General features: G+C 45.5%; 18 protein-coding genes and 1 pseudogene. 1 reads left to right on the forward strand and 18 read right to left on the reverse strand.

All coding sequences use genetic code 11. From position 1 onward, the window contains the following. Positions 1–342: 342 nt before the first annotated feature. From radA to purM, 6 genes and pseudogenes are all read right to left on the reverse strand, one after another. Positions 343–1,704 (reverse strand): annotated as a pseudogene (gene radA / locus CCU_RS13785) (DNA repair protein RadA). Positions 1,705–1,727: 23 nt separating this feature from the next. Then, positions 1,728–2,144, reverse strand: a complete 417-nt coding sequence (locus CCU_RS13790; RefSeq protein WP_015535070.1) for a hypothetical protein — start codon at positions 2,142–2,144, stop codon at positions 1,728–1,730. A 236-nt stretch (positions 2,145–2,380) separates the two neighbouring features. Then, the gene (locus CCU_RS13795; protein ID WP_015535071.1) at positions 2,381–4,864 is read right to left on the reverse strand and encodes an ATP-dependent Clp protease ATP-binding subunit; all 2,484 of its coding nucleotides are present in this window, start codon (positions 4,862–4,864) and stop codon (positions 2,381–2,383) included. A 188-nt stretch (positions 4,865–5,052) separates the two neighbouring features. Further along, the gene (gene purD / locus CCU_RS13800) at positions 5,053–6,324 is read right to left on the reverse strand and encodes a phosphoribosylamine--glycine ligase (protein WP_015535072.1); all 1,272 of its coding nucleotides are present in this window, start codon (positions 6,322–6,324) and stop codon (positions 5,053–5,055) included. A gap of 11 nt (positions 6,325–6,335) precedes the next feature. Then, on the reverse strand, positions 6,336–6,962 hold the full coding sequence (gene purN, locus CCU_RS13805) for a phosphoribosylglycinamide formyltransferase (protein ID WP_015535073.1): 627 nt from the start codon (positions 6,960–6,962) through the stop codon (positions 6,336–6,338). After that, positions 6,956–7,981 carry a phosphoribosylformylglycinamidine cyclo-ligase gene (gene purM, locus CCU_RS13810; RefSeq protein WP_022216884.1) on the reverse strand — a complete coding sequence of 342 codons (1,026 nt, stop codon included), beginning with the start codon at positions 7,979–7,981 and terminating at the stop codon, positions 6,956–6,958. Before purM ends, purN begins: the two co-directional genes overlap by 7 nt. A gap of 225 nt (positions 7,982–8,206) precedes the next feature. Between purM and CCU_RS13815 the strand changes: the two genes are divergently transcribed. Then, the gene (locus tag CCU_RS13815) at positions 8,207–10,516 is read left to right on the forward strand and encodes a diguanylate cyclase (RefSeq protein ID WP_015535074.1); all 2,310 of its coding nucleotides are present in this window, start codon (positions 8,207–8,209) and stop codon (positions 10,514–10,516) included. A 115-nt stretch (positions 10,517–10,631) separates the two neighbouring features. Here CCU_RS13815 and CCU_RS13820 read toward each other — a convergent pair whose 3' ends face one another. The 12 genes from CCU_RS13820 to CCU_RS13875 all read right to left on the reverse strand — a co-directional run. Next, positions 10,632–12,734 carry an aminopeptidase gene (locus CCU_RS13820; protein ID WP_015535075.1) on the reverse strand — a complete coding sequence of 701 codons (2,103 nt, stop codon included), beginning with the start codon at positions 12,732–12,734 and terminating at the stop codon, positions 10,632–10,634. A gap of 12 nt (positions 12,735–12,746) precedes the next feature. After that, positions 12,747–13,061, reverse strand: a complete 315-nt coding sequence (locus tag CCU_RS13825) for a hypothetical protein (protein WP_015535076.1) — start codon at positions 13,059–13,061, stop codon at positions 12,747–12,749. After that, entirely contained in the window at positions 13,048–13,512 is a 465-nt protein-coding gene (locus tag CCU_RS13830) for a VanZ family protein (protein WP_022216887.1), read from the reverse strand. Before CCU_RS13830 ends, CCU_RS13825 begins: the two co-directional genes overlap by 14 nt. Before the next feature lie 13 nt (positions 13,513–13,525). After that, positions 13,526–14,746, reverse strand: coding sequence for a bifunctional phosphopantothenoylcysteine decarboxylase/phosphopantothenate--cysteine ligase CoaBC (gene coaBC / locus CCU_RS13835; protein ID WP_015535077.1), 1,221 nt, complete (start codon positions 14,744–14,746; stop codon positions 13,526–13,528). Positions 14,747–14,781: 35 nt separating this feature from the next. Further along, entirely contained in the window at positions 14,782–15,627 is an 846-nt protein-coding gene (gene panC, locus CCU_RS13840; protein ID WP_015535078.1) for a pantoate--beta-alanine ligase, read from the reverse strand. A 14-nt stretch (positions 15,628–15,641) separates the two neighbouring features. After that, entirely contained in the window at positions 15,642–16,469 is an 828-nt protein-coding gene (panB, locus tag CCU_RS13845) for a 3-methyl-2-oxobutanoate hydroxymethyltransferase (RefSeq protein WP_015535079.1), read from the reverse strand. Further along, entirely contained in the window at positions 16,396–17,361 is a 966-nt protein-coding gene (locus tag CCU_RS13850; protein WP_015535080.1) for a Rossmann-like and DUF2520 domain-containing protein, read from the reverse strand. The genes panB and CCU_RS13850 overlap by 74 nt, the downstream gene beginning before the upstream one ends. A gap of 127 nt (positions 17,362–17,488) precedes the next feature. After that, positions 17,489–17,980 carry a 5-(carboxyamino)imidazole ribonucleotide mutase gene (purE, locus tag CCU_RS13855; RefSeq protein WP_015535082.1) on the reverse strand — a complete coding sequence of 164 codons (492 nt, stop codon included), beginning with the start codon at positions 17,978–17,980 and terminating at the stop codon, positions 17,489–17,491. Positions 17,981–18,052: 72 nt separating this feature from the next. After that, on the reverse strand, positions 18,053–22,363 hold the full coding sequence (locus CCU_RS13860; protein WP_015535083.1) for a hybrid sensor histidine kinase/response regulator: 4,311 nt from the start codon (positions 22,361–22,363) through the stop codon (positions 18,053–18,055). Positions 22,364–22,389: 26 nt separating this feature from the next. Beyond that, a complete protein-coding gene (locus CCU_RS13865; protein WP_015535084.1) occupies positions 22,390–23,769 on the reverse strand; it encodes an aminopeptidase in 1,380 nt (459 codons plus the stop codon). Between the two features lie 15 nt (positions 23,770–23,784). Beyond that, entirely contained in the window at positions 23,785–25,455 is a 1,671-nt protein-coding gene (locus CCU_RS13870) for a hypothetical protein (RefSeq protein WP_015535085.1), read from the reverse strand. Then, the coding region (locus tag CCU_RS13875; protein WP_208896314.1) for an ABC transporter ATP-binding protein at positions 25,442–25,968 on the reverse strand (527 nt) is incomplete at its 5' end. The genes CCU_RS13875 and CCU_RS13870, both read right to left, overlap by 14 nt.

The raw sequence follows: 25,968 nt of genomic DNA on the forward strand, positions 1-25,968 counted from the left end.
TTTATGTTTTCGCCTCTCAGCGACAACTTCTAAATACTATCACATTCATCTCTCAATGTCAACAACTTTTTTCATCTTTTTTCAAGTCATTTCGTCAGCTCTTATGAACTGATTTCGTATCATAACCGGGTGATTATATAACGAATAAATCTCAAAATCTGATGCTTTACAGATGTTCCTGACACCGTCTCACGCGACAGCTTTTATAAGATACCACCATCATTTGGCAAAGTCAAGCACTTTTATTGAATTTTACACGAAATAATTTTGGCCACAATACCAAATGATACTGTGGCCATGCTCACCGCTATTATCGTGCTTTATATGATTGAATATTTTCTTCTATATATACTCCAGTGCCTGCTGTATATTTGCGACACCTACCACCTTCATGTCTCCAATGTCTTTCATCTTCTTCACATTGTCCAGATTGGATCTCGGTATGATACAGGTCTTAAATCCCATCTTTGCGGCCTCGCGTACTCACTGCTCAGCACCTGACACTCCACGCACTTCGCCTGAAAGTCCCATCTCTCCAAACATGACCATATCAGAAGGTATGGCACGGTTCTTGAAGCTTGATACAAGAGCAAATACTATTCCCAGATCTGCCGACGGATCATCAAGGCGCATACCTCCGGCTATATTCACATATGCATCACAGCCCGCCATAACTATGCCGCCTCTCTTCTCAAGAACAGCAAGCAAGAGATTTACCCTGTTGTAGTCGAGTCCCACACTTGTTCTTCTTGGCAGATTGAAGCTTGACTGGCACACCAGAGCCTGGATCTCAAGCAATATCGGTCTTGTTCCTTCCATTGTACATACTACTACAGACCCGGATGTGTCATCAGGTCTTCCATCCAGCATAAGCTGTGACGGATTCTTCACCTCTGCAAGTCCGGTTCCCTTCATCTCAAATACACCGATCTCATTTGTCGAGCCAAATCTGTTCTTTACTGCACGAAGGACTCTAAACCCGGCATTACGCTCGCCCTCGAAATAGAGAACTGTATCTACCATATGTTCAAGGGTTCTTGGGCCTGCCACGGTTCCCTCTTTGGTAACATGTCCTACTATGAATATGGCGATCCCTGTCTGCTTCGCCATCCTCATGAGTCTGGCTGTAACTTCCTTTACCTGGGATACACTTCCCGGTGCAGACTCCACGTCATCCGTAACTATGGTCTGTATGGAATCTATAACAATGACCTTTGGAGTGTCCTTCTTGACATACTCCTCAACATCCTCGAGATTGTTGACACAGAGAAGCAGCATATCCTTTGTAAAATTTCCGATGCGCTCTGCCCTCATCTTTATCTGTGACAGAGACTCCTCACCCGACACATAAAGTATCTTCTGTCCCATCTCAGACATATTTCTGCACATCTGCAGCAATATGGTTGATTTACCTATTCCCGGATCTCCTCCCACCAGTACAAGCGATCCGCTCACTATTCCGCCGCCTAATACCCTGTTTAATTCGCCTATTCCTGTGGTAAAACGCGTCTCGTCGGTGGTCTCCACCTCCAAAATGCTTGTAGGCGCCACGACCGTCCGCTTGCCGGACTGGCTCTTGGCGCCTACTGTCACTTTCTCCTCGCAAAATGAATTCCACGCTTTACAGCCGGGGCACTGCCCCATCCATTTTGTCGATTCGAATCCACATTCCTGGCAAAAAAACACCTGTTTTCCTTTTGCCATAAATATCTCCTGTGTATGCTATATTAGTCAAATGCTCTCTTAACATCAACCTTGACTGGTCTGCCCTCTTCAAGATCTACGCTTATGCTCATCTTGCCACCGAGGTTGGTCTTGTTCTTGCCGACATATACATCGTCTACGTGAACCTTGTACTCTGTCTCAGGCTCAAGCTCAAGTGTGATGGACGCATTCTCTGGTCCCTCAACTACAAATGTAACATCGTTCTCATCAGCCTTGAAACCATGTACTGCTGTTCCTGGTACTGACTCATATACGAACATTCCGTTCTTCTCAAGCTTTGTGATCTCGTTGAAAGTCTTTATCTTGTAGATATCTCCCTGGAACTCAAAACCGTCCTTCTTGGTCTTTGCTCCAAGCTCATAATTACCGAATTCCAATGACTCCCCATGTGCATTTATCAATTCATTTACTACTGACATTGATCTTATCCTCCTGTTGTTTTTGTATGATCTGAACTCTATCGCAATAATATCCTGATATATATCAATAATCTCTGTATACTATCCGTTAGTGATTTTCATTATACAGTAATGCATCCTTTTTTTCTACAAAATTATGCATTTTCACCAATATTTCATATTAATTTCTACTGCTTAATTTTCCGCACTTGGCACTACTGTATATCATGCTCACATCACAAATATCTAATCCGACATCATTCCTCTGTCTTTTGTTTCGCTGTAAGTGATATTTTCTCAGTGGTTTTTCCGTCGGCTTCCTTCTTTTTCTTCGTTGACACTGTGACTGTATCACCTTTTTTGACATCACCTCTAAGCATCGCCTCCGCAAGCACATCCTCCACATATGTCTGGATAGCCCTTTTGAGTGGTCTTGCTCCATACTTCTTGTCATAGCCTTTTCCAAAGATATATTTCTTTGCATGGTCGGTGAACTTAAGCTCAATATCCATCTGTGTCTGGACACGGTTCTTAAGTTCCTTTAACATAAGTCCGGTTATATCCTTTACATTTGCCTCGCTCAGGGCATGGAACACGATTATGTCGTCTATTCTGTTCAGGAACTCCGGCTTGAAGGTTCTCTTGAGCTCATCCATTACATTGCTCTTCATCTTCTCATGTTCCTTTGTCTCATCGCTTACCGTGACAAATCCAAGCTGCTTAGGATCAACTATACCCTGTGCCCCTGTATTGGAGGTCATGATTATGATGGTGTTCTTGAAATCCACCTTTCTTCCCTGGGAATCCGTTATGTGTCCGTCATCAAGTACCTGAAGGAGAATGTTGAACACATCGCTGTGAGCCTTCTCTATCTCGTCAAACAGCACAACAGAATACGGATTGGTCCTGACCTTCTCACTGAGCTGTCCGCCCTCCTCAAAGCCTACATAACCCGGAGGTGAACCTATCATCTTGGACACGCTGTGCTTCTCCATGTACTCCGACATGTCAACTCTTATCAGGGCATCCTCACTTCCAAATACTATATCTGCAAGAGCCTTGGAAAGCTCTGTCTTACCGACACCTGTAGGTCCGAGGAACAGAAATGATCCCATCGGTCTCTTCGGATCCTTAAGTCCGACTCTGCTTCTCTTGATAGCACGTGATACGGCTGTAACAGCCTCCTCCTGGCCAACTACCCTCTTGTGAAGTTCACTCTCAAGGCGTTCAAGCTTCTTTGACTCCTTCTCCGTGAGCTTGCTCACAGGGATCTTGGTCCACACGGACACAACATCCGCAATATCGTTCTCCTGAACTGTGATATTTCTCTGGCTGGAAGACTGCTTTCTTGCATTCTTCTTTGCAAGCTCCTTCTGTCTCGCGCTCACCTCTGCCGCCGCCTCTATATTGCCAGCCATGAGTGCCTTCTCCAGATCGTCGTTGAGCGTTGTAAGCTCAGCCTCCACAGCCTTTTTCTTCTCATAATTATGTCTGTCCAATGAGAATCCGAGCCTCTTTCTGGAGCATGCCTCATCCATAAGATCTATGGCTTTGTCCGGCAGGAATCTGTCTGTTATATATCTGATGGACAGATCCACCGCAGCTTCAACCGCATCATCGCTTATATCGACATTGTGATGCTGCTCATAGCATGGTCTGAGTCCCTTGAGTATCTCCACTGCCTCATCCCTTGTAGGCTCATCCACGTACACCGGCTGGAATCTTCTCTCAAGGGCCGCATCCTTCTCTATATACTTCCGATATTCGTTCAGAGTCGTAGCACCTATCATCTGGATCTCGCCGCGTGACAGGGACGGCTTCAGTATATTGGACGCATCTATTGCACCCTCGGCACCGCCTGCCCCTATGAGTGTGTGAAGTTCATCCACAAACAATATGATATTGCCATCCGATATGACCTCTCCGATAACCTTCTTTATCCTGTCCTCAAACTCTCCTCTGTACTTGGAACCGGCAACCATGCTTGAAAGGTCAAGCGAAAGGAGCCTTTTACCCTTTACAGTATCCGGCACTTCATCGTGGGCTATGAGATATGCTATGCCCTCCACAACAGCAGTCTTTCCAACACCCGGCTCTCCGACCATACATGGATTGTTCTTCATTCGTCTGCTGAGTATCTGCATGACTCTCTCTATCTCTTTTGTACGTCCGATGACCGGATCCATATTGCCCATCCGTGCTTCCTGTGTCAGATCTCTGGAATACTGATCCAGTGTAGGTGTGGATGTCTTGCTCTTATTTCTCGACTTTTTCAGTGCTGCATATTCTCTCTTTGCCGTATTCGCATCGCTTCCACAGGCCAGAAGTATGTCTGTGTACACCTTCTGGATATTTACATTCTCTGATGCCATAAGCTTTACAGCTACACAGTCTGTCTCCTTTATAAGTGCCAGAAGGATATGCTCTGTTCCCACCTCCTGGGAATTGAGTCTCCTCGCCTCATACTGTGAGTCATCGAGAATCCTTCTTGCGCTCATCGTATATTTGTCTCTCTCCCCTGTGACTACTCCACCAGGTTCCAATGTATACTTCAACGCATCTATGATCTTAACTATATCCAGACCATTCTCGTTCAGAATACTGTACGCTGTTGTATCTGCTACAGATGCCAGTGCAACGATAAAATGCTCGCTTCCGACAAAATTCTGTCCAAGCTTCCTCGCCACCCTGTTTGCCTCTTTTATAACTATGTCAGATTCTTTGCTGTACGGTAATTTCATTCAGTCCACCTCAAATCTAAATAATCTAGGATTTTATGCGCTTCATTATAGCATATGTCGTCGTGCGTAAGCGCGATGACCTACGCACGCATCAGCGTGCTTCATTATAACATATATATTACAGGAATACAAAAGAGGTTTTGAGACAAATTCTCTCAAAACCTCTTCCGTAAATATATATCTATAGATTACTGCTCGTCTATAGCCTTACCTATATCATGTCTCATGTACTTGTTGTCAAATGTGATCCACTCTGTCGCAGCATATGCATTCGCACGAGCCTCGAAAAGATCCTTGCCCTTTGCTGTAACACCGAGTACACGGCCGCCATTTGTCACAATCTGATCACCGTCGAACTTTGTTCCTGCATGGAATACAAAGTAATCGTCCTTGCCCTCGAACTTCTCAAGACCGCTTATAGGATAACCCTTCTTGTATGACACAGGATATCCGTCAGATGCAAGAACTACGCACACTGCTGCGTTGTCCTCAAACTGAAGATCGACCTTGTCAAGTGTTCCGTCGATACATGCCTCCATGACATCAATAATATCATTCTTCATACGTGGAAGAACTACCTGAGCCTCAGGGTCACCAAATCTTGCATTGTACTCGAGAACCTTAACACCATTTGGAGTCATCATGAGTCCGCAGAACAGAACTCCCTTGAACTCTCTGCCCTCAGCTTTCATGGCAGCCATGGTTGGCTTGTAGATGTTCTCCATGCAATACTCGTCTATCTCTTTTGTATAGAATGGACTTGGGGAGAATGTTCCCATTCCGCCTGTGTTGAGTCCCTGATCTCCATCCTTTGCTCTCTTGTGATCCTGTGCTGAAGTCATAGGCTTGATCGTTGTTCCATCACAGAAGCAAAGGACTGATACCTCACGTCCTGTCATGAACTCCTCTATTACCATGGTATTTCCGGCTGAACCAAAGTGCTTGTCAAGCATGATCTCCTTGACGCCTGCCTTTGCCTCCTCAAGGTCATTACATATGAGAACACCCTTTCCGAGTGCAAGTCCGTCAGCCTTTAAAACTATAGGGAATGTGGCTGTCTCAAGGTACTTGAGCGCTGAATCGGCATCTGTAAAGTTCTCATAAGCCGCTGTAGGTATGCCATACTTCTTCATGAGATCCTTGGAGAACGCCTTTGAGCCCTCTATGATCGCTGCATTTGCACGAGGTCCGAATGCTCTGATACCGGCTGCCTCAAATGCATCGACCGCACCTGCAACAAGCGGATCATCCGGCGCAACAACAACCAGATCGACTGCCTTATCCTTTGCAAATGCAACCAGCTTATCAAAATCCATCACACCTATATCAACGCACTCTGCAAGTGCTGCGATACCTGCGTTGCCAGGTGCACAATATATCTTGGATACTTTATCACTCTTTGAAATACTTGTAACTATAGCATGCTCTCTTCCGCCGCTTCCTACTACCAATACTTTCATGGATATTCCTCCTAATCTTCTACAACTGCAATTCCATCTTCAACATGTACTTTGCCATGGGCGATCTTGTCTATAACCGCAGGCAGAAGCTTCCACTCAGCCTGTTCCATCACACGCTGCTGCAGAGCTTTCGGTGTATCACCATTCTGTACTTCAACTGCCTTCTGCATGATGATCGGACCTGTGTCAGTGCCTTTATCTACAAAATGGACCGTAGCTCCCACTACCTTGACACCTCTTGCAAGGGCTGCCTCATGAACTTTAAGTCCATAGTAGCCTGTTCCGCAGAATGCCGGTATGAGTGATGGGTGTATGTTGACTATCTTATTCGGATATGCATCTATCACTATCTCAGGTATGACCACAAGATATCCTGCGAGAACTATAAGATCCGCTCCGGTCTCCTGAAGCTTTGCGAGAAGTGCCTCGTTGAATTGAGCTCTGTCCGCATAATCCTTAGGGCTTACGACCTCCGCTGCTATTCCCACCTTCTTCGCCCTCTCAAGAGCAAATGCATTCTTATTGTTGCTTATGACCGCAACTATCTCCGTATCTGTTATGACTTTATTATCTATGGCATCTATGATGGCCTGAAGATTGGTTCCGCCGCCTGATACCAGAACTGCAACCTTTAGCATAAGTCTACTCCCTTTTCACCAGCTACAACTGTACCGAGAACAAATGCCTTGTCGCCGGCAGCTTCTATAGCTGCAATAGTCTTATCTGCGTCTGCAGGGTCTATAGCAAGACACATACCAACTCCCATGTTGTATGTGTTGTACATCATATGCTCATCTATATCGCCTTTCTTTGCGAGAAGCTTGAATATAGCCGGTACCTCATATGAATCCTTCTTAACCTGAGCACGAACTCCGTCTGGAAGCATTCTTGGGATATTCTCATAGAATCCACCACCTGTGATGTGACTGCATCCCTTGATCGTAATGCCTGCATCCTTCACTGACTTGAGAGCCTTTACATAGATTCTTGTAGGCTCAATAAGTGCCTCACCGAGTGTCTTGCCAAGCTCGTCGTAATATGTATCAAGAGATTCCTTTGTCATCTCGAAAACCTTTCTTACAAGTGAGAAACCGTTGCTGTGCACTCCACTTGAAGCGATACCTATAAGTGTATCTCCAGGCTTAATGCTCTCTCCTGTAATAAGATCCTTCTTCTCAACAACACCTACTGCAAATCCTGCAAGGTCGTACTCATCCTCAGGCATAAGTCCCGGATGTTCTGCTGTCTCACCACCTACGAGGGCAGCTCCTGACTGGTTGCATCCCTCTGCAACACCGCTTACTATAGTTGCAATCTTCTCAGGATAGTTCTTGCCACATGCTATATAGTCAAGGAAGAAAAGTGGCTCTCCACCAGAGCATGCGATATCATTCACACACATTGCCACTGCGTCGATTCCGATGGTGTCATGCTTGTCCATAATATAAGCGAGCTGAACCTTTGTTCCGCATCCATCTGTTCCTGACAGAAGTATAGGCTCTTCCATATCCTTGATCTTAGCGAGACTGAAAGCTCCTGCGAATCCACCAATTCCGCCAAGTACCTCGGGTCTCATGGTTGTCTTGATGTGCTTCTTCATAAGCTCCACAGACTTGTATCCAGCTTCAATATCTACTCCGGCATTCTTGTAATCCAATTTCTTATCCTCCTGTTATCTGTTTTGTACAAGGTGCACCGGCACCTTTTCAAATATTCCAATAAATTATAGATTATATCGAATACTTTGTAAAGATTGAGATGATTACAAATTGATAATGTGGTGAACGTGTGGTATAATCACAATATATTGTGATTATAGCTATCCGCAATATATAACAGTCGATTATACTACAGCAAAAGCAGTTACTAAAGGAGCACCCGCATGACCAACAACAGATTGAACATCGGTATTTTTACATGTCATATTGATAACGATTACGCAACAGAGGTTTGCAAAGGAGCTGAATACGCAGCAAAGGAACTTGACTGCAATCTCATCGTATTTCCGGGCATGTTTCTGAATGCCTCCTTTTATGATTCTGCCAATCAACTGTATGATTACCAGTATAATTCGATTTTCTACTATGCACATCCTGAGTGTCTGGACGCACTTATCATCTCCGTCGGAGCTATATCATCTCTGTTATCGGAGAAGGACATGAATTCTTTCCTTTCCCATTTTGATGGAATACCTATCCTCACACTGGAGGAGAAGCTTCCGGGATATCCATGCATCAGAACAGACAATTCAAGAGGAATGAGGGATGCCATAGAACATCTCATAAAAGAACACAAGAGAAAGCATATATGCTTTGTTGCCGGCAAGGAGGACAACACCGACAGCAATCTCAGGCTTAAGATATACAGGGAGGTTCTCTCTGAAAATGGTCTTGGCGTTGAGGATCGCATGATAATACACGGCGACTTCGCAGAATACTGTCAGGAGGAGACTGCACAGCTTCTGGATGCCAACCCTGATGCGGATGCCATCGTATTTGCAAATGATCACATGGCAATAGGCGGTTACGCAGAGCTCAAGGCCAGAGGAATACGCATAGGAGAAACCATGTCGGTCATCGGTTTTGACGATTCACCATCTTCAGTCAACATGGATCCACCACTCACAACAGTCAATATCAATTCCTGTGAGCTCGGTTTCCGTGCAGTGTATGCGGCGGTGAGACTTGCCCAGACCGGCAACATGAAATCCGAGGCTTTGGATTCCCGACTTATAAACAGAGTGTCCTGCTGCTGTCATCTGTGCACAGAAAGTGACCTGATGAAGGATGGCAGACATTTGCTGGATCTGGATATACCAGACATCATCGATATTCTTGATGGCCGTCTCTTCGGTGAGATTGCAGATTCATTCTACGCATCCAAGGTCATGTCCGCCTACAACAGGATACTCATTGATATAGTATCCGTGATCAAGAGCGACATAGATACGGAGTACCCACAGAACAAGATCATCGATGAACTCAAATGTATTCTCGAATCTGACCTGACCGATTTTTATTCTGTCCAGAAAACAGCATACATGTTCCGTGAACTGGCTTCCATCTTCTCAAGCTGTAAATTGTCTGCAGCCAAGAGTCTCCAGTTCAACAGACTTAACACGACCATAACCAACACCATATCACTCTTCATCTCGAATCAGCTTTACAACACGATATACGAGAACAAGATGATGGGCTGGTCATCAATATACATAACCCGTGACACCCTGACATACGGCGAGGATCTTGGCAAGACATACACATCCATCCTCCACAAGCTTCAGGGGCTGAATTACGAAGGAGCTTACATCTACACCTACGACGATCCTGTGCGCATCACAGACACGGGAAGCTGGATCGTTCCAAAGTCAGTCTTCCTTCAGGCTTTCTTCAACCCGAACAATTGTCAGGTGCTTTTCGGAGAGTCTAGAAGGGTTCCTTCTATAGAGATTTTTGACAACGAATATACATACTATGACAAGCGTTTTACATCCGTCATAGTTCCTATATTTACAAACGAGGATCAACACGGAGTGTTCATATGCAACACAGATGTGGCTCACTTCAGTTCCATATATTCCACCAGCCTGCAGCTCGGTGCAGCACTGAAATATATGTCGCTGCTCCGTGAGCAGAACATCACGCAGGAACAGCTCAGGATGTCTCTGAACGAGATCCACGAGAAGAACGAGCTTCTGAACCACCTGTCGACATCAGATGAGCTGACGGGTATATATAACAGACGTGGATTTATGGAGCGGGTTGAATACTATATCAACATTCCGTCAAACTGTGGAATGAAGGCCATACTTCTCTTCGCTGATATGGATTCACTGAAAGTTGTAAATGACAAATTTGGACACAAGGACGGTGACTTCGCCCTCAAGAACATCGCGAACATCCTGTCCCAGAGTTTTGGTCCACATGATGTCATCGGTAGAATAGGCGGCGATGAGTTCGTATGCTTTGCATTTATAGACGACTCCGATTACGTCACCGAAGTGCAGCGCAAGATCAAGGATTTCTCAGCCGAGCTGAACGCAACCTGTGGCAAGCCATACTTCATAGAGATGAGCGTTGGTGTTACTGAATTTGTCTGCGATGGAGAACAGACCATCGAGGATCTACTCTCACAGGCAGACACGGCACTTTACTCAAACAAGAGATACAAGAGAATGTCCATACTGAAGTAATCTTCAGTATCAGAACAAAGATATATACATAAAGAGAGACAGATATTTATTTCGACTGAAATAGATATCTGTCTCTTTTTGTCCTATAGGTCTTTTTTCATAATCGCCAGGCTGTCTATGCCTGATCCAGCGCTTCATTGAGCTTCTCTGTTCCCGGCAGGACAAATCTGCCCTTCTCGATGATCGGAACTTCAGTTCCATCCGGATGAACGGAATATATTCCTCCTATCTCATCGTAAGGTATTGTTATGTCTGTATGGCAGTTGAAATACGCCTTTGACACATCTGTTTTTCTCAGAATAGAACACTCATTGTCCTTTGCCGCGATCTCCTTGCCATCAGGATTGTGGAGCACATTTTTCTCACTCCAGCTATAGCATGTATCTCCCACAGCAAAATGCGGTCCCATCTTCTCAACTATGAGGATAGGCAGTTTATACACTATGTCATATTTGTTTGCCATGACGTATGCTGTCGTATTTGTTCCTATTGCAAACTCTCCTATAGGAAGTGTATCCCTTCCGCCCAGAAGATTCTCCTTTATATACGCCTTGTTCTTCTCCGTATCCGGATAGTTGTCACATGTATAGTCCGCTATTTTTCCATCCTCAAATGTAAGCTTGAGATTCACATATTTCAGGCCGTCCAGGAATACTTCACTTACGTTTAATATTCCGTGGGTTCCGGTGAGCTTCGGTGAAGTGAACACCTCTCCAACAGGTATATTCACATCGGCTACGCAGTTCTCAAAGTTGGTCTCCTTCGATGGATCTGTCATCTCGTGCATCATAACGGTCATATCAGTCACATTTGCTCCCTGACCGACAACCCTCACGTGTTCAGCCTTATCAAGCTCATCTATCATACTCTGATGGATCGCCCTGAACAGATCATTGTCCAGTGTGTTGATCCTGACAGTATCCCTGAATATATCTCTGTATCTATCTCCGATCTCCGGCACAGGGTATGCTATTATAGTGAAGCTGCACTGATCCTGGGCTATATATTCATTTACGATCTGTGAACTCATTGTGCGGTATGAGATCGCAGCCTCCTGCTGTTTCTTGTCGAGCACAGGATTCAGTTCACTGTTCTCCGGCTCAAATGGGTTCTCGCCGAACACCTCGACCACCGCAGGGCCCGCATATACTGAAGCCTCATAGGCCATATTCTTGTATGCCTGTCTGAGCACCTCCAGCTTTCTCTCCATGAGCTTCTTGTCCATGAAGAGTGCCTCATCCATCCTGTGATCGTACTCGAGCTGTCTGTTAGGAACGCTTGACGAATAACCTATCCTGTGTATAAGTCTCCTGTTGATCCTGTTTGCCGCATATCGGTAGCATATCGGCCTCAGACCCATCTGCTCAAACTGCAGTATCGCGGCTCTTATCATCCTCTCCTGTCCAAGGAAATATCGGATATTTACAGTTTTCTTCTTCGAGAGATCTATTCCGGCAGCCTCGAATCCCAGTCTGTATCCCTCGGTGAATGTTTTTGCCATGGCCTCTATCTCTGAATCCGGCAGGGTACTCATGAAAATCGCCGTGTCGATCTCATTTTTTCCAACATACTCTCCATATCTGTACAGATACGTGACATCGCCCAAATCGCTGTTCATAATGATATCCGTCGCAAATGTGAGATCAGGGTCAAGCTGCTCTCTTATCCTGTACGTGATCCAGAACTCGGCATAATCGTTCTCAAAATAATACACAGCGGATTCCAGATCCTTCACGGAAAAATCATCCTGAAACATGAAATATATCTGGACAAACAGCTCCGCAAACAAAGTTATGTCAACCACTCTGCCCTCAAACGCGTACACTGTCATTCCTCTTATCTCGTTGTACACAAATCCCAGAAGCTGGGCGATGCGCTTTATCTCCTCTTTGTCACGGGTGTAATCCTTTGAAAACTCACCCATGATATATCTGTAATTTGCATAGCTTCTATTGTAGTTGTCTCCCAGTATGTCATTGTACAGCCCATGGTTCATCGCCTGAAGCTGATCAAGGCTCCTGTCTGGCAGTGCGTCATTTTTTACCAGTTCCAGAACATCTCCTATTCTAGCTATAAATCCGGCAACATGACTGAAATAATCTCTGTACGGCTCCTTTACCAGTGATTCATGGATTATCTGTCTCACACGTTCCATGATAAGCTCATAGCGCTCTTCTATATCATCATATTCTTCTGTAAGATTCTTATAATAATTCATCGCATGCCCTTTCTATAATCCCATCAATAAAAATATAACAGACGCTCCAAGAACTATAACATTAAGTATGATCGCCATCTTCTTGTTTGTTATACCTCCGTTGTCCGCCCTGTAGCCTATGGCCGAGAATACCAGGCCTGTAAATGCCATCAGCATCGCGCTGACCATGAGGACTCCGTACACCCTCTGTACCTTTCCCTGGGTAAGTATGGATTTTATGATGGATATGACCACAAACACTCCGCCAAATCCGCCCAGAAAGTATCCAATTATGGTGTCCGTCGGCAGACCCGGTGTCGAAACTTTGAATTCCTTACTTCTTTGCATGATATCTCCTGATAAGTTTTGCTGTAACGTAATATATACAATATCCTATGACTCCACCAAGCGTATTCATGATGATGTCATCGATGTCGAACACACCCAGTTTGGTTATGTACTGCACCGTCTCTATGGCAAGTGTAAATCCCAGAGAGTACAGCAGAGCCTGTACAAATGTCGTGTTCTTATTTCTCGCCCATCTGAGCAGCATACCAAACGGTATAAATGCGATTATATTGCCATAGAGATTCAGAAATACACTCATTGGCGACATCTGATCCCCGTATGTGATAAACCGCTGTATTTCCTGCAGAGGGTGAAGATTGTATCTGCGTTCATCATATCCCCCTCTGCCAAACATATCGCTGAAAATAAGAAAGTAAACGATACAGATTATATAAAGCACAAACAACACAGAGCACACAGCCCTGAGTTTTTTTCTATCTATCTGCTTCAAAATATTACTCCTGTCAGGACAGGTCTGCAGCTTTACGCATCTCCATTATTCTGTCAAGAAGCATGTCTGCACACTCTTCCTTTGACATCATCGGAAGTTCACTGATACTGTCCCTTGTAATGAGAGTGAGAACATTGGTGTCAACACCAAATCCCGCCCCTGCGACCTTTAAATTATTTGCCGCAATAAGATCTATATGCTTTGAATCTATCTTCTTCCTTGAATTCTCTATGAGATCCCTCGTCTCCATTGAGAATCCGCAGATGATCTGATCCTGTATCCCCTTTTCAATTCTCTGATTTCCAAGTGCAAGCAGAATATCCTTCGTTCTCGAAAGCTTGATGCTCATGTCTCCATCAGCCTTCTTGATCTTGTGTTCTGCCACCTCTGCAGGCCTGTAATCAGCCACCGCAGCAGCCTTGATGATCACGTCCTGCTCTGTACTTCTGTCCATGACAGCCTCATACATATCCTGAGCCGATGTTATGTCAACCACATTGACAAATCTCGGCGGTTCTATCTCCACCTTGCCTGTGACCAGGGTGACGTCCGCCCCTCTGAGCATGGCCTGTCTGGCAATGGCATATCCCATCTTGCCTGTGGAGTGATTCGTTATATATCTGACCGGGTCTATGGCCTCACGGGTAGGGCCTGCCGTAACCAGAAGTCTCACCCCGGCCATATCCTTTTCTTTCGCTATGGCCTTAAGGATATAATCCTGAAGAACCTCCGCATCAGGGAGCTTGCCCTTGCCTGTGTCTCCACATGCAAGGTATCCAGTTGCGGATTCCACTATCTCATATCCATATGACTCAAGCTTCTTTATATTGTCCTGTACTATAGGATTCTCTATCATTCCGGTATTCATGGCCGGTGCTATGATCTTAGGACATTTTGCCGGCATGATCGTTGTGCTGAGCATATCGTCTGCTATTCCCCCCGCTATCTTGCCGATTATATTGGCCGACGCAGGTGCCACCATGAACACATCCGCCCTCTTTGCCAGTGCTACGTGCTCCACGTTGAACTGGAAATTCCTGTCAAATGTATCGACCAGGCATTTGTTGCCTGTGAGCGTCTCAAATGTGATCGGATTGATAAAGTTTGTTGCGTTCTCCGTCATGATGACATGCACATCCGCATGCTTTTTCACCAGCATACTTGCCAGATTGGCTATCTTATATGCCGCAATGCTTCCTGTGACTCCGAGAACTACTGTCTTCCCTTTTAACATACTGTGTATTTTATCCTTTCTTCAAAGGCTGTATTCTATAACTCAGCTATAAAGTTGTCAATCAGTCTCGCCTTGCCGAACTTGACTGCCATTGCACAGAGTACATGTCCTTCTGCCTTCTCTATGGACTGCATGGTATCCATGTTGACCATCTCTACATAGTCGATAGTTGCAAGCGGTTCAGCAGAGATGAGCTTCTTCATCTCACCAACGATCTTCGCTGCGTCTCTCTCTCCGTCAGCTATCATGTCCTGACCAAGCTTTACGGCCTTGCTGAGAACTACTGCAGCCTTTCTCTCCTCTGGTGTGAGGTAGATGTTTCTTGAGCTCTTTGCCAGTCCGTCCGCCTCTCTTATGATCGGACAGCCGACTATCTCTATATCAAAGTTCAGATCCTTGACCATTCTCATGATGATGGCAAGCTGCTGGGCATCCTTCTGTCCAAAGTATGCTCTGTCAGGTGTAACTATATTGAAGAGCTTTCCTACAACTGTACATACACCCTTGAAATGTATTGGACGTGTAAGTCCGCAGAGTGCATTTGGAAGTCCTGTCATGTTGATGAATGACACGAAGCCGTCTGCGTACATCTCCTCAGGCTCCGGATTGAATATGATGTCTGCACCTGTGCTCTCACAGAGCTTTGCATCAGCCTCAAGATCTCTTGGATAGCTCTCAAGATCCTCGTTTGGTCCAAACTGTATAGGATTTACAAATACGCTTACAACTGTTCTGTCGTTCTGCTCCACTGACTTCTTGATAAGACTCTGATGTCCCTCGTGAAGATAACCCATTGTAGGAACAAGACCAACTGTAAGTCCCTGCTTCTTCCACTCTTTAACCTGCGCTCTTACCTCATCTATCTTCTTTAAAATTACCATGATCGTTTTCTCCTTTAGTATAACTTCTCTATTACTTCATCGTCTATCTTGTATGTGTGCTCAGGGCCCGGGAATGTTCCGGCATTTATCTCATCGATATAAGCCTTAACCGCACCTCTCATAACATCGCCCACATTTGCAAACTGCTTTACGAACTTTGGAACAAAGTCTGAATACATGCCAAACATATCCTGATTTACAAGCACCTGTCCATCGCAGTAACGGCCTGCGCCTATTCCTATGGTAGGGATGCTTACTGTCTCTGTGACTATCTTCGCAAGCTTCTCCGGTACGCACTCCATTACGAGCATGAATGCGCCTGCCTCCTCAACAGCCTTTGCATCCTCTATGAGCTTCTTGGCTGCAGCCTCTGTCTTGCCCTGCACCTTGAATCCGCCAAATGCGTTGATTGACTGTGGTGTGAGTCCAAGATGTGCACATACAGGTATGCTCGCCTTGACTATGGCGCTTATCTGCGGACACATGTCCTGACCGCCCTCAAGCTTCACCGCTCCGGCACGTCCTTCCTTCATTATCCTTCCGGCATTGACAACCGCGTCATACACGCTTGTCTGATAGGACATAAATGGCATATCTGTGATAACAAGAGCATTCTTTGCGCCCCTTGCCACCGCTGCACTGTGATGTATCATATCATCAACAGTTACAGAGATCGTGTCCTCATATCCGAGGATAGTGTTGCCCAGGGAATCTCCAACAAGAATAGTGTTGACTCCTGACTCATCCACGATCTTCGCCATGGTGTAATCATACGCTGTGATCATGGATATCTTCTTGTCTGTTCCCTTCATCTGCCTGAGTGTTGCCGTCGTGTTCTTCATAATTAAATTCTCCTATTCCGTTCAGTAGATGTATCAAACCGCTATAATCTCTGTCCGGGTGCTTTCTCTCTGCCACCGGCACAAGGCATCTGGACACCGCAGCATATGCGCTCCGTTCATCTCCGCTCAATGCATTCAGATGCTTTCTCACAGTTTCTGTATCGCATCTCTCAACAGGCCCTGTCAGGCTGTCAACCGTTCCCCTGTCAGCCGCAGCTTTCGCATTGCCGAGGAACAAAGGCACTATAGCCCTCTGTGCCTCCTCCGCCGAGAAGCCGCACTGTGTCAGAAGCTCCTGTGAAACCGCCAGCAGCCCTGTTACCAGATTGCTTGCAAACACCGCAGCGCCGTGATACTTCACCTTGTCGGTACCATCAATGCGCACACAGCTATTGCCGAGGGCTCTTATGACAGAACATACCTTATCGACATGTCTGTCATCTCCCTCAACTGTAAAAAATGAATTGTCCAGTTCTTTATAGGATTCGTACTTTGAACTTATTGCATACATAGGATGAATCGAATAACCAAAGGCTCCCGCCTCTGTTATACCTGAGAAAATATCTGATGTCATCGCCCCACTGGCGTGACAAATGATCCTGCCACGAATGTCAAGATCCTTTATACTCTTCCACACCTCTCCTATCTGTCCGTCAGGAACGGTGAGAAAAATAATTTCACTATACTCACACAGCTGCTCCAGGCTGTCGTACACACAGGTCTCGGTAAACTCTGCTGCAAGCTCCGCACTCTGTCTGCTGGCGCTAAAATATCCACCAACCTCCAGGCACAATGCTCCATCCGTTTTCTCTCTGACAAGCTCTCTCTTCTCTGCGATATACCTGCCAAATGTGAATCCGACTTTTCCAGCTCCAATAAATCCAATCCTCATACAATCACCTGCTTAAATCTGTTGTCAGTATCCGTGTATGCGCTTCCTGTGGAAGCATGATTCAGGTACAGCTTCTTTCGAATACCATCCATCCAACATACTAACATTCCACTTTTTAATTGTAAAGTTAGTACTTAAACTTTTCTATTACTTCTTCGTTAGCTTTCATGGCAGCCTTTTCCATGTCTCTACGCTCATCCTGAAGCTTTAATCTGACTGCCTCGTTGTTGACACCGATTATCTGAAGGGCAAGATATGCAGCATTCTTGCTTCCGTTTATCGCAACTGTTGCAACAGGGATTCCTGAAGGCATCTGAACGATAGAAAGAAGTGCATCCATTCCATCAAGAGTTGCGCCTGAGAGAGGTACTCCAATAACAGGGAGAACTGTCTGTGATGCCACAACTCCAGGGAGTGCTGCCGCCATTCCTGCAGCTGCGATTATGACCTCTGTTCCGTTATTGTTAGCTTCCTCGATGAATTCTGAAAGTCCTGCGTGTGCTCTGTGTGCTGAAAGGCATCTCACATCGACCTCCACACCGTAATTCTTAAGAATTGATACTGCCGGCTCAACCTTTGGCAGATCACTTGTTGATCCCATGATAATTGCTACTCTCATTTTTCATTTCCTCTTTTCTTGTTTATTTATATTGCAGCGCAGGCTTATTTTGCCTGCGCACTTTATATAATGTTAGATACTGTTGAGATACTGGTCTATCATCTCGCTGGAGGTCTGGTAATCTCCGGTTCCCACATACTCCTTAAGTGCAGTGAAGAACTCTGTGTCTATATCTCCGTAGGAGTACCTGTCAATATCACGTATAAGGTCCTCCACAGGTTCGCGGTCCCCCGCTCTCAAGAATGCCCTGAGCTCCTTGAGCTTGCTCTTGTTTATTCCATCCCGGACTTCCTTCTCAGCAGGCTCCTCCACATGATTTATCTTTGACATGTACTTGTCTATCTGCTTGAAGAAGTCGTTCATCATAGCTATAAAATCGCGGGTATTATCGCGGGCATACTGCTGGTTTCCGATATTTATCGCAGACTCCAGGTTGGCCGCCTTGCGCTCGATTCCGTAAGCCCCGATATTTGCACTGCTGCTCTTGATGTCATGGATTATATTTTTGTACTTTCTCACATCGTCGTCTATATATTTTCTGAGCTGCTGTACCTCTTCCCGGTACTCATCCCTGTAATTTCTGACAAATGTGTTAAAGGTTCTGAAGCTTCCACCCATGGCTTTGACGGAATCTTCCACGGACACAAATCTTCCAAGCAGGACTGCATCCTCCATATAGTTGATGTCATCATCGGACTGGGAAAGCTCTGTGTCTCTCTCCTTTATCTTGTCCTCCGATATATAAGTCCTCAGCATGGATTCTGCCTGATCGAGCTCTATCGGCTTAACTATGACATCGTTGAAGCCCGATGTGAGTATCTCCTCTCTGGATGTCTCGACCGTGTTGGCGGACAGCGCAATGATAGGCATCTTCTTGTACTCCTCACCGTCAAGATTTCTCATCTCCCTGACGGTATCCAGTCCATCCATGACAGGCATAACGGTGTCGATAAATACCATATCGTAATTCTCCACCATGACCTTATCAAGTGCATCAAATCCCGATGTGGCTGTGTCGCACGCCAGACCATATGTATCAAATATGGTCTTCTCCACCTGTAATGCAAGCTCTGAGTCGTCCACTATAAGTATGCGGGCATCCGGCAGCCACAGATGTGAATTGGCATTTCTTCTCGCCATCTCCTTGCGCTTTCTCTCATTGTAGTTGACATAACTATAATCAAACACTGACTGCTTGATGCTGAAGCGTATGGTCGTTCCTGCGCCATATATGCTCTCTGCGCTGATGCTTCCATCCAGCATACGCACAAGCTCCTTGGCTATGGCAAGGCCAAGACTGACTCTGAACATTCCTATATCTGATCTCTCATAGGAGTCATCCAGCTCAAACAATGTTCCAAGTCTCTCTTCCTTAACTCCAAGTCCTGTATCCGATATCTTGAAGTCCAGATATATCTCATCGTGATCCCTGTCAAATATTCGGGATATCTCAGTCTCCGGTTCCTCTATGAGCTCCGAGAATTCACTGACTGTGTAATCCTCGGCCTCCGCCTCATCTACATCCTCGTCAGCTCTTCTGGCTATACGCCAGTCAATGTCTATGCTTATATAGCCCTCTTTTGTAGTATTTGCGGACCATGCAAATATGTTCTCAAGAATCTCTCTCACCGCCGTCATATCTCCTATGAGTCCGTTCGGTATCTTGTCCTCAATGCTGACCTTGAGATCGATGAGATCACTGTTCACCATGGACTTGAATTCGTCGGAGAGCTCATCTATGAGATCCGAGGCAAAATACTGCTTGTACTCCGGCTCTATGATGTCGTCCTTGAGGTTTGAAAGCTTCGATATTCCATCGGACATATCGAGTATCTCTCTTCCCGCAGCATACATGGCACCGTACTGTGCATACTCATCACTCTGGGTATCCTGACAGTTTCTCATGGCAAGCTCTGAGATGGCGATTATGTTATTGAGTGGAGTCCTTATCTCATGATTAAGATAGTTTACATAATCATTCTTTGCCTGATTTGACTTCTCCGCCTCCTCACTCTTCTTGCTGAGCTCTTCCACCTGCTCGTTCTGTCTTCTGAGAAGCTTGAAGATACTTCTCGCAACAGCTATTCCCACTAAGATAAGAAGAACTATAAATATCACAAGGAGCATCTTTGCCAGATTCGTCTCGAAAAAACCAAGTTCCTTGTCTATGACAAATGTAAGCGGCTGTTCACACTCCACGCCGTCCGCATTTTTTGCAGTTAACATAAAACGGTAAGTACCTCCCTCAAGATTGGTGTACTCGACCTCCATCTTGTCAGTTCCCGTGAGCGTTCTCTTCTCGCTCTCAAAGCCCTCAAGGTAATACTCCACTGATATGTCAGCACGGTTTACATAACTAAGGACTGAGAACTTGATAGTTATTCTGTTGGTGTTCTTCGGCACATCTATCTGTCCGTCAAGATCTGAGAACTGATGCTCAGTTCCATCCACCTCTATGGAGGCAATACGAACCCTAGGAGCTACCTCGTTCACATACTCTGAATTGAGATTTATCCTGCACAGCCCTTCATCGCAGCACACATACACAACGCCTGTCTTTGACACATAGTTGGTTGATTTCTCTGTTATGTTGGATATTATTCCGTCGTTCTTCGTAAAGCTTATATATTCAGGTGAGGCATTGCTCAGTATATCCTTCTCATAATATCTGTATAAACCTCTGGAACCAAACATCCACAGGTATCCCTGATCGTCCATTATGAGATCGTATATACCGTTGGTGTTATCCACGGTGGTGACCTGTCTGACGGTTCCCTCCTGATAATACAGACCATTGTCCGTTCCTATCCACAAACCGCTGCTTCCGCGGACCATACTTGACACAACGCTCATCTTCTGGGTATCATCCAGCTTCATCTTGCCGACAGTATAATCCGTGTCAACTATAAACACGCCAGCGCCGTTGGAACCGGCATACAGCTCGCCGGTCTCGTCTGCGTACAGGCTGATTATGTCAGGGTTATCAAGTCCATCCAGTCTCGATATGCTCTTTACGACATCATCGCCCTCTATCACAGATATACCGTTCTCTGTTCCAACCGCCACCGTTCCCGGCTTTATCTCAGTTATACAGTTCACGGCATTGCTTATGAGTGATGACTCTCCACGGCTGTAGCTCTTGTACTGCCAGTTTCGGCTCACCTTTATTACACCATATATCTTATATGTAGCTATCCACAGATGATCGTCCGAATCCACATACAGATCTCGTATACTTATACCGCTTAGCTTTGATACGAGCTCATTTTCCGTACTCATCACAAGCTTGCCATTTGAATCTACGATATACAGACCTTCATCAGTTCCTATAAACGTGTTGCCATTGTAGCTCGTCACACAGTTCACGATGGAGCTGTCTATGCCGTACTTCATTGTGACATTCTGGAACTTGCTCCTCTCCAACTGAAGAATACCTTTTCTGTATGACGTAAACCAGTAATTGCCCTCAAAGTCTATGATCATATCGCTCATCGACTCGTTAAAGCTCAGTCCCCCGATGGCTGTCACATTACCCTTTGATGAGATATATCCAACACCGTCATCGGCAAGCGCCCAGATGTTGTCGCCATCCGAATATATCTTGTTGATTCCGTGAAGGCTGCCCGTGTTGATGATCTCATTCTTGCCGTCTGTTCCTATCTTAAGGATGCTGTATCCGGCGGATCCATAATATCTGTTGCCATTCTCGTCAACATACAGTGAGTTTATATCGTCGACCCTGTACTCTGACTTGTTGGTTATGGAGACATGTCTTTCAGGATCAACGGTTATCAAAATATCATTATTGGCTATTGCATACACATAGTCCCCATGTCCTGATATATTTCCCACGCTGAGTCCTGACACGACATCATCAGCCAGAGCTTCCGCACCGTCAGATGACAGACGAAATATTCCCGACGAGGCCGCTATCCACAGATTCTTGTTATCGTCCTCGTACATGGCGTTGATGGTCGACACACCCAGATTGTACATCTCGGAAACTCTCTGAAAGGTTCCGTTATCATACATGTAGAGTCCATAGTTGTCCGTTCCAACATACAGCTTCTCATCACTTGTGAGATAAATGCAGTTGATCGAATATTTCGTGGCATCCTCGTCACCGTCCAGTGAGAACAGTGTAAATTCACTTCCGTCATACCTGTAAAGTCCGTTGTCCGTACCTATCCATATGTATCCACTCACAGACTGGCACACACAATTTGCCTCTCCACTGTCAAACCCATCGGTATCGGAGAATGTCCTCTGGTTATAATTTGATGTAAAATCCTCATCTGCAAACACACTAAGCCGTGGCCACATCACTGTCGCCACGGCAAGTATTATCACGTATATGATAAGTTTCTTTTGATGATCTCTCATTTTTTCCTCCGAAGATATGTCCGCTCCTACGCCTCTTTGAGGAATGCAACATATCCTTTCTTGGTCTCATATATATCTGCCTTGGATGTCACTTCCCATGGTGCATGCATGTTGAGTACAGCCACGCCACAGTCTATTACCTCCATACCATACAGTGAAAGTATATATGCGATGGTTCCGCCGCCACCGACATCTACCTTGCCGAGCTCGGCTGTCTGGTATGTGATCTCCGCATCATCCATGATCTTTCTTATAGCCGCCATGTATTCTGCATTTGCGTCATTTGATCCTGACTTTCCTCTTGATCCTGTGAACTTGTTAAATACCATTCCCTCACCGAAGATAGCCGCATTCTTCTTGTCAAATGCTGACTCAAATGTAGGATCAAAGCCCGCAGATACATCCGATGACAGCATCCTTGACGATGCAAGACATCTTCTGAGTGAGATCTCTGAGAAGCCACCCATGGCGTTCATGATCTCAGCTACAGTATTCTCAAAGAAGTGTGACTGCATTCCTGTTGCTCCAACACTTCCTATCTCCTCCTTGTCAGTGAGCAGACAGCAGGTCGTCTTCTCCGGATCGTCAGCCTCAAGCATGGCGACAAGGGATGTGTATGCACACACTCTGTCGTCCTGGCCATATGCCATGATCATACTCTCGTCTATACCGCAGTTCCTTGCCTTTCCAGCAGGAACGATCTCGAGCTCTGCTGAGAGGAAATCCTCCTCCTTCATATTGTACTTCTTCTCAAGGAGCGCAAGTACAGCTTCCTTTACAGCCTCCTTCTCCTTGCCCTCAAGCGGTCTGCTTGCAAACAGTATGTCAAGCTGCTCTCCCTCTATCACTGAATCCGCTCTCTTCTTGAGCTGCTCCTGAGAGAGATGTATGAGAAGATCTGTAACACAGAATACCGGATCATTCTTGTCCTCTCCTATGTTCACTGTCATAACGTCACCATTTGTCTTTGCAACAACACCGTGTATGGCAAGTGGGAGTGTTACCCACTGATACTTCTTGATTCCGCCGTAATAGTGAGTGTCGAGATATGCAAATCCGCCCTTCTCATAAAGCGGATTCTGCTTCACATCCATTCGAGGGGAATCAATGTGTGCACCGAGTATGTTCATGCCCTTCTCAAGCTTCTTCTTTCCTATATTGAACATGGCGACCGTCTTGTTCATCCACACGGCATACACTTTATCTCCAGCTGCAAGGCTCTCCTTGTTCTTAATGATCTTCTTCAGATCTCTGTAGCCGTGATCCTCTGCCTGTCTGACGATCTCTTTAACGCATTCTCTCTCTGTCTTGCCATTGTCAAGAAATTCCCTGTAGTCCTTACACAGGCTCTCCAGCTCCTTTATCTCATCCTTCTTGTATTTGTTCCACGCATTTTTCTGTGCCATTTTCATTGCCTCCTGTTAATAACTGTACACATCAGTGTCTATATTCCACGCACTCCTGCGCATAGTAATACTGCGCAGGATAACGAGTATAGCTCCCATTATTATAAAGAAAATAATATATACTGCATATGACGGGATCATTGTAAACTTGAAAACAAGATATCCTGCCACACACAAAACAATTGCTATAACAATTGCAATAGCCATATTAAAGAATGCATTCAGATTGCCTCTGAGCGCACCGTATTCATCCTCCCAGTCAAGCTTCGGATGTGTTGAATCGAGAAGCACACCTGTGTATGTGCAAATGCCCGAGCCGAGGATTCCCAGCACAACATAATACACACTGTCTATAACACTACACTCCATATATATACAGAGAATAACCGTGGTAACCGCGATCGTCACTCCGCTGAACAGCATGCTAACCCAGACCTTTGCGCGGATCTGGAGATCATATGTCATCGGGATGTGCTTTATAAATGATATATGGCTTCCCTCTCTGGTGAACGCCGTGGATGCGATACTGTTCATCGCTGTTGCAAAGAATGCCAGGGCGATGACCGCAACCAGCATGACCATGTCAGCCAGGAAAAGCCCTCTTCCAAATGTGTCTCTGAATGCCCTGATCGAATCCGCAGTTGCAGGTATATTGAACAATGCCACAACGAGTATCGGCCATATCAGGTTGACCACAACGCAATACTTCCTGTATGCCGGAGTCCTCACCAGTGTCTTTATCTCCTTTGCCATATATGATCTGAACGGTGTCTTTATGGCAAAGTTCTGCAGCCCGACAACTTCCTTCTGGCGGCGTCCTGACCTTCCGGTGGATGACACAAGGTATACGCCCCTGAGGTACAGCAGATTTCCAAGGAAAAACAGAAGTGCCACACAGGCAGCGTTCACAAGCACAAAGAGCAACATATACACGATGTTGTTACTGCCCAATGCCTTCAGGAACAGCGGAACCGTGAAAAATATATTGTTCATTACCTTTATGAATATATTGTCACCATTTTTAAGGCTGTCTATGTAATTATTTATATTCACAGAGTCCATCTGTGCAAATGACCATATGAAAAGGCCTGCAAACACTACAACCGCAAGTCCCACCATGAAATCCACATTTCTGAGCAGTTTGAGTCTGCTGAAAAACGCCATGACTATCAGTGCAAATATACCACAGTACACCAGCGGCAGAACCGGAAGTAAAAATACACCAAGTAATGAGGTTATCACGGATACCGGTTTTATCTCTGCGGCTACAAAGTAACCGATAAATCCACAGAAGAGAACCATAAACTCCATGACGCTCTCGGCAAAATATGCGTGTGTAAACTTGGCGGCCACAAGCTCTGCCGGTTTCACAGGCAGCGGCAGTAAATGATCAAGATCAGATGAAAAATAAAGCAGATTGAATATGACCATTATACTGAATAGAACGCCGAACACCGACATGAGCTGGATAACGAGGTTGAGTCCCTCTGTACAGCCTCCCGCCTCCATGAGTGCGGCAGTCATTATGTAAACTATAAATCCCACAACGATACAGCACGGGATCATGATACAGCACATGGCGATGATTCCCATGACCTTATATGCCTTTGCCTTGTCCCCGTGCTCCGGCATCTCCATATCATTATTCCTGCTTATCATACTGAGCAATATCCTAAAATTCTTCATGCGTCATCTCCACAAATATCTCTTCAAGAGATTTGTTCCTGTGCTGTGTCTCAAGCTCATCCAGAGTTCCCTGGTATATATCCTTTCCCTTTCTTATCATGATTATCTTGTCGCAGAGCTTCTCTGCAACCTCGAGAACATGTGTTGAAAAGAATACACAGTTTCCTGCGTCGGCATGTTCACGCATCATCTTCTTGAGCTCATATGCCGCATTCGGATCAAGTCCCGTCATAGGCTCGTCGAGTATCCATACAGGTGGATTGTGCACAAGCGCAGCTATGACCATCATCTTCTGGCGCATACCGTGGGAATAGCTGACCATCTGTCTGTTCAGGCTGTCCTCCATACCAAAGCGCTCAGCCATCTGCTCTATCCTCTGCTTTCTCTCGGTGGTCGATACTCCATATATATCAGCGATGAAATTGACATACTCAAGTCCCGTAAGTCTGAGAAATATATCAGGATTGTCGGCTATATAACCCATGGACTGCTTGGCCTCCATCGGCTTTTCTC

Source organism: Coprococcus sp. ART55/1, assembly GCF_000210595.1.
GTDB classification, from domain to species: domain Bacteria; phylum Bacillota; class Clostridia; order Lachnospirales; family Lachnospiraceae; genus Coprococcus; species Coprococcus aceti.

Bases quoted from the DNA above. Each gene is read 5' to 3' on its own strand.
- CCU_RS13795 (WP_015535071.1), bottom strand. From the start codon at position 4,864: ATGAAATTACCGTACAGCAAAGAATCTGACATAGTTATAAAAGAGGCA.
- coaBC (WP_015535077.1), bottom strand. From the start codon at position 14,746: ATGTTAAAAGGGAAGACAGTAGTTCTCGGAGTCACAGGAAGCATTGCG.
- panB (WP_015535079.1), bottom strand. From the start codon at position 16,469: ATGAAGAACACGACGGCAACACTCAGGCAGATGAAGGGAACAGACAAG.
- purN (WP_015535073.1), bottom strand. From the start codon at position 6,962: ATGCTAAAGGTTGCAGTTCTGGTATCAGGCGGCGGAACCAATCTTCAG.
- CCU_RS13815 (WP_015535074.1), top strand. From the start codon at position 8,207: ATGACCAACAACAGATTGAACATCGGTATTTTTACATGTCATATTGAT.
- CCU_RS13865 (WP_015535084.1), bottom strand. From the start codon at position 23,769: ATGGCACAGAAAAATGCGTGGAACAAATACAAGAAGGATGAGATAAAG.
- CCU_RS13825 (WP_015535076.1), bottom strand. From the start codon at position 13,061: ATGCAAAGAAGTAAGGAATTCAAAGTTTCGACACCGGGTCTGCCGACG.
- CCU_RS13820 (WP_015535075.1), bottom strand. From the start codon at position 12,734: ATGAATTATTATAAGAATCTTACAGAAGAATATGATGATATAGAAGAG.
- CCU_RS13860 (WP_015535083.1), bottom strand. From the start codon at position 22,363: ATGAGAGATCATCAAAAGAAACTTATCATATACGTGATAATACTTGCC.
- CCU_RS13850 (WP_015535080.1), bottom strand. From the start codon at position 17,361: ATGAGGATTGGATTTATTGGAGCTGGAAAAGTCGGATTCACATTTGGC.
- CCU_RS13870 (WP_015535085.1), bottom strand. From the start codon at position 25,455: ATGAAGAATTTTAGGATATTGCTCAGTATGATAAGCAGGAATAATGAT.
- panC (WP_015535078.1), bottom strand. From the start codon at position 15,627: ATGGTAATTTTAAAGAAGATAGATGAGGTAAGAGCGCAGGTTAAAGAG.
- CCU_RS13790 (WP_015535070.1), bottom strand. From the start codon at position 2,144: ATGTCAGTAGTAAATGAATTGATAAATGCACATGGGGAGTCATTGGAA.
- purD (WP_015535072.1), bottom strand. From the start codon at position 6,324: ATGAAAGTATTGGTAGTAGGAAGCGGCGGAAGAGAGCATGCTATAGTT.
- purE (WP_015535082.1), bottom strand. From the start codon at position 17,980: ATGAGAGTAGCAATTATCATGGGATCAACAAGTGATCTGCCAAAGGTT.